Below are 4844 nucleotides of genomic sequence, written 5' to 3' on the forward strand. Positions count from 1 at the left end.
AAATGCTAGAACTAAACATAAAAATGTTCTAGTACGCGTATAGTTATCATAAAATTGATATAATTCTTATAGTAATGAGGTGAAACGATGATTCGAAAACTAATGCAAAAAGATCATGAAATAGTCCAAGCACTCCTACACGAAGAACAGGCCTATAATTTATTTATAATTGGCGATATAGAGGCATACGGTTATGAGAGTGAATTCCAAGAGCTTTGGGGAGATTTTACAACAGATGGGAATTTACGTGCTATTTTACTACGGTATCATCAATCTTTTATTCCATACGGTACAGGAAATTTTGACGTTAGAGGATTTGTATCATGCATGAAGGATTATTCCGTCACGACATTTTCTGGAAAACCAAATATCATTGAAAAATTTGATGGGTTGCTTCCTGTATTAAAAAAGAAAAAGCGAATAGATACTTATTTTTGCGAATGTCGAAACGTCATTTTCCCAGAAACACAAAATCAAGTACAGTTAGCTAGCTTGCGAGACGTTGATCAAATTATGAGTCTTCGCGAAAAAATCAAGGAATTTTATATTACAAAAGAATCAAGAACAATGTTAATTCAATCTATCGAAAATAAAACCGGAAGAACGTATTACATAGAAGTTGGTGGAAGTATCGTTTCATGTGCTTCAACAGCAGCGGAGAATTCACAATCTGCAATGATTGTTGGTGTTTGTACAGATCCAGGTTTTCGAAAGAAAGGATTCGCTTCATCTGTTGTTGAAAAAATTATAGTAGATTTAATAGCTGATGGAAAAACACTTTGCTTGTTTTATGACAATCCTGCTGCAGGACGGATCTACAAACAACTTGGCTTTAAAGATATTGGAATGTGGACCATGTATCGATGAAAGGTAACTAAATAAAGTGAACCCACACAAATGAGGTTCACTTTATAATGTTCCTTCCTTATTCACTCTTCTTTTCCTTAAATATTTCACCGATTGCTCCTAGACTTCCAAGTGTATCAACCGCTTTAATTGGGAGAAATACTTTATTCGCGGATCCTTTTGCAATATCACGCAGCGCTTCAAACGATTGGTAGGCTAAAACATTTTCGGATATTCCAGCCTCAGATAAAAGTTTGATACGATTTTGTTCAGCAAGTGCTATAATTTCAATGGCTTTTGATTGACCTATCGCTTCTAGTTCACGTGCTTGACGAATCCCCTCAGCTTCACGAATACGAGCTTCTCGGTCCCCTTCTGCCCGTAAAATATTACTTTGCTTATCCCCTTCCGCACGAAGTACAATATCCTGTTTTGCTGCTTCTGCTTCCAAAATAATCGCACGTTTGTTACGCTCAGCTTTCATTTGCTTCTCCATGGAAACTTGTACGTCTTTTGGAGGATTAATATCAACCACTTCTACCCGTTCAATACGAACACCCCATTTTTCAGTTGCTTCATCTAAGGCAAGTCGTATTTCTGTTGAAATTTTTTCACGACCAGACAAGGTTTCATCTAACTCCATATTTCCAAGTATTTGTCGCATCGTAGCAGTCGTTACATTTCGTACCCCTAATGAGTAATTAGATATGCCATATGTAGCTCGCTCTGGATCGATAATTTGATAAAATATTATGGTATCAATTTCAACTTGAACATTATCCTTTGTGATTACTTTTTGAGGTGGTACGTTGGTCTGTTGAATTCGCAAATCGTGATAAATACGCACATGATCAATAATTGGAATTAAAATGTTTAGCCCCGCAGACATTGTTCTGTGAAATCGCCCGAGGCGTTCAACAACCCCTACTTGCTGCTGCGGTATAATTTTAACAGAAAGAGCCGCAAATACGACTACAAGAACTAATAATATAATTGACAATATCGTCCCAATCATGATTCGTTCCTCCCTACAATTAAAATCGTGTTCTTTCTTTGCAAAACAACGATTTTCTCTCCAGCTTCGATAGGAACAGAGGATGAAGCACTCCACGTCTCTCCGCTAATTTTTACAATTCCAAAGCTATCTTCTGTAATATTTTTCGTTACAATACCTATTTTTCCCACGATACTTTCTACACTATCATCATACTGTCTTTCTGATCGAATTCTGCGCAATAATGGCTTCGTGAAAAGTGTCAGTGTAATACTAACAAGTGCTGCACCTACAATTTGAATCCATAGATTTGGTACTACTAATGCAATCAATCCGCCGATAAGCGCTCCCATCCCTAACCAAAGTAAATAAAATGTAAGTGTTACCATCTCTGCGATAATGAGGATACCCGATAGAATAAACCACATAATCCATCCTGCCATTTCTTCACCCTCTTTCAAGAAAGTGCTTACTGAGATATATATGCCAAAAAAAGAGGCTTTAACAGCAAATGGTTTGCGCTACTTTCAATATAATTAGACAAATCATATACACTATTCGCCAAATTTATTTAAAATCCTTTAATATTCGTCTTAATTCATGAAATATCGATAGTTAGACTATTGATTCGGCATCGCTTCTTCTAATGTTTGTCCTTTTTCATACAATTGCTGGGCATATTCTACCCCGATATATCGAATATGCCATGGCTCATACGAGTATCCTGTACGATTCGTCTTATCTTTTGGATACCGAATTATATAGCCAAATTCATTGGCATGCTCCCGTAACCATATCCCTTCCTTTGTCTGTTCAAAAGATGTATCTAATTGGAAGCCTATTGACTGTGAAGATACATCCACAGCTAAACCTGTTTCATGCTCACTCGTTCCAGGAAATGCACTATATAACGCTGTAACTTCTTTTCCCTCAGTTCTTTCATAGGACTCGTAAAGAGCACGTTGCCGTTCATGAGAACGATAAGCAGAAACCGCAAACAAATAAACCTGTTCTGATTCTGCTTTTTTAAATAGTCTTTCGAGTTGAGCTGCGGCTTCACTTCGTAGTTTCATTTTTTCACGGTTACCTGAATAGCTAAATCGTACGTTTGGAATTATGAGATCCTGGGGAGCATATCCATCTGGAAGACGTCTTTGCTTATTTACCAGTACCAAAGTAGAGGAGGCATTGTTCACGATGTAATAGTTTCCATCCTTTTGAGTAATTGTGGAAGAATAAGTAGGAAAAAGACTTTTTGAGTCAACTTTTTCTTTTTCAATATGAGTTGGACCCATCACAACATCTTTTTGTGTGAGCCATAAAACAGCCACTATTGTAACGGAACCGATAACGTGTATGATTCCTTTCATATAAACCTCCTGATATTTAAAATAACGTCCCTTTTCTACTAAGTGTGGGACAGGTAACAACAATTTAAACACCAGACTAACAATCTAAGTTAAACAAAAAAAGGCAATTACGGAGATCCATTCACTTTCTCCGCTTGCCAATAGTAGTCACTAAATGTTTCTGCTAACACATCAATTGTGCGATTAAGTTCTTCTACGGTATTATCTACACCGCCAACTTCCACTAAAATAGCTTGTCCGGATAAATCTTGATTGTAAACGCCATTGCCCATACTAGAATTTTTACGTGCCACTCCTCTGCTGAGTCCTGGATATTTTTTTTCAATCATTTCATGAAGAGTTTTAGCAAATTGCTCATTTTTTGTATAATTTTGATTACCCGATCCAATTACAAAATACAGTCTAGCGTAGGATTGTCCATTTACTTGTTTTGTCGTAACATCCCTTCTCGAACTATCACGGTGAAGATCAAAAAAGTATGTAAAATCTTTATTCGTTGTCATTGCAGTCTGTATCACTTGCCTAGACATTTTATAAGAACTGTTAGAATTTAGCCCTTTTGCAATTAGCATTTGACCAATATCTGTTTTATCATCGCTAGCTCCAATCCCATTGTTCTCCAACTGTTCACGAAAGCGATCTCCAAATATAGATATATTGGTTACCGTGCTCGTTGCTTTACTATCAGGAGAAGTATCAGGTAAATGTAAAAGCGGTAAATACGATTCCCAACTATGTGTATGGTAAATAAAAACAACCTTTTTCCCATTTGTGCTGTGAGCAGGAGATTTTTTCGGTACATCTGTTTTCGGTTGGGAAGGTGACGTTCCTTCTCCGTTTCGATTTTGTAATAATTCTTCTAATGGTACCGAAGATTCATTTGGAAGATTGCTATAATTCGTTCCCTCTCCGGCAATTAATATATCCGTATCGTACTTTGCAAATCCAGGAAGTTCTGTTCCAAGTAAGCTTCTTACATCATGAAAACGAATATTTGTTACTGCAGATAAAAATAGTTTGGAGACCGAAAATTCTTTATTATACTGTCGATATTCTTGGACAAAATAATGATTTTCTGTACCAAAAGCATACATATAACCGTTCATAGAAAGTTCATTCAACCAATCATGCAAATAGACGGATTTCGCTTGTTTTAATGAAGTAACAAGAATACTAGCAAATAAAAAAGTACAACTAATCCCTACTATAAAAACCATAATCAATTTCCAAATCCGCAGTTTTTTCACATAAAAATAGTTCTGATTCATAGTATCACCCTCTTGATGAAACTATATGTCCAAGCTATGTTTGGTAGAACAAAAAAACAAGCTGCTATTCGCTCGTTTTAAAAAGAAAAACGTAACTATATTGCCTTTTATCATAGCGATGATAGAAAATTCCCACTTTACCCTTCAATCCGTTATACTTAAGGAGAATTATATTTTTGAAAGGAAGGATACATATGGACTTACAATTAAAGGGGAAAACTGCACTCGTGTTAGCATCAAGCCAAGGATTAGGAAAGGCAATTGCTGAGCAATTCGTTCGCGAAGGCGTTAACGTCATGATTACAAGCCGGAATGAACAAAAATTAATAGAGGTACAAAAAGAATTACGTCAAATTGGAAGCGGAG

General features: G+C 36.4%; 6 protein-coding genes. 2 read left to right on the top strand and 4 right to left on the bottom strand.

The window, feature by feature from the left end:
• Nucleotides 1-87: 87 nt before the first annotated feature.
• Nucleotides 88-867, top strand: coding sequence for a GNAT family N-acetyltransferase (locus AC11ZT_RS12940; protein WP_484059999.1), 780 nt, complete (start codon nucleotides 88-90; stop codon nucleotides 865-867).
• Nucleotides 868-925: 58 nt separating this feature from the next.
• On the opposite strand, the gene AC11ZT_RS12945 is transcribed toward AC11ZT_RS12940, so the two are convergent.
• The 4 genes from AC11ZT_RS12945 to spoIIP all read right to left on the bottom strand — a co-directional run bounded on the left by AC11ZT_RS12945 (nucleotide 926) and on the right by spoIIP (nucleotide 4478).
• Nucleotides 926-1861 (bottom strand): SPFH domain-containing protein, encoded by a 936-nt coding sequence (locus tag AC11ZT_RS12945; protein ID WP_484060000.1) that lies wholly within the window; start codon nucleotides 1859-1861, stop codon nucleotides 926-928.
• Entirely contained in the window at nucleotides 1858-2283 is a 426-nt protein-coding gene (locus AC11ZT_RS12950) for an NfeD family protein (RefSeq protein ID WP_484060001.1), read from the bottom strand. The genes AC11ZT_RS12945 and AC11ZT_RS12950 overlap by 4 nt, the downstream gene beginning before the upstream one ends.
• A 177-nt stretch (nucleotides 2284-2460) precedes the next feature.
• Nucleotides 2461-3210, bottom strand: a complete 750-nt coding sequence (locus tag AC11ZT_RS12955) for a M15 family metallopeptidase (protein ID WP_484060002.1) — start codon at nucleotides 3208-3210, stop codon at nucleotides 2461-2463.
• A 107-nt stretch (nucleotides 3211-3317) separates the two neighbouring features.
• Nucleotides 3318-4478, bottom strand: coding sequence for a stage II sporulation protein P (spoIIP, locus tag AC11ZT_RS12960; protein ID WP_484060003.1), 1161 nt, complete (start codon nucleotides 4476-4478; stop codon nucleotides 3318-3320).
• Nucleotides 4479-4672: 194 nt separating this feature from the next.
• Between spoIIP and AC11ZT_RS12965 the strand changes: the two genes are divergently transcribed.
• The coding region (locus AC11ZT_RS12965; RefSeq protein ID WP_484060004.1) for an SDR family NAD(P)-dependent oxidoreductase at nucleotides 4673-4844 on the top strand (172 nt) is incomplete at its 3' end.

The sequence above is a fragment of the Ectobacillus sp. genome, from assembly GCF_056992975.1.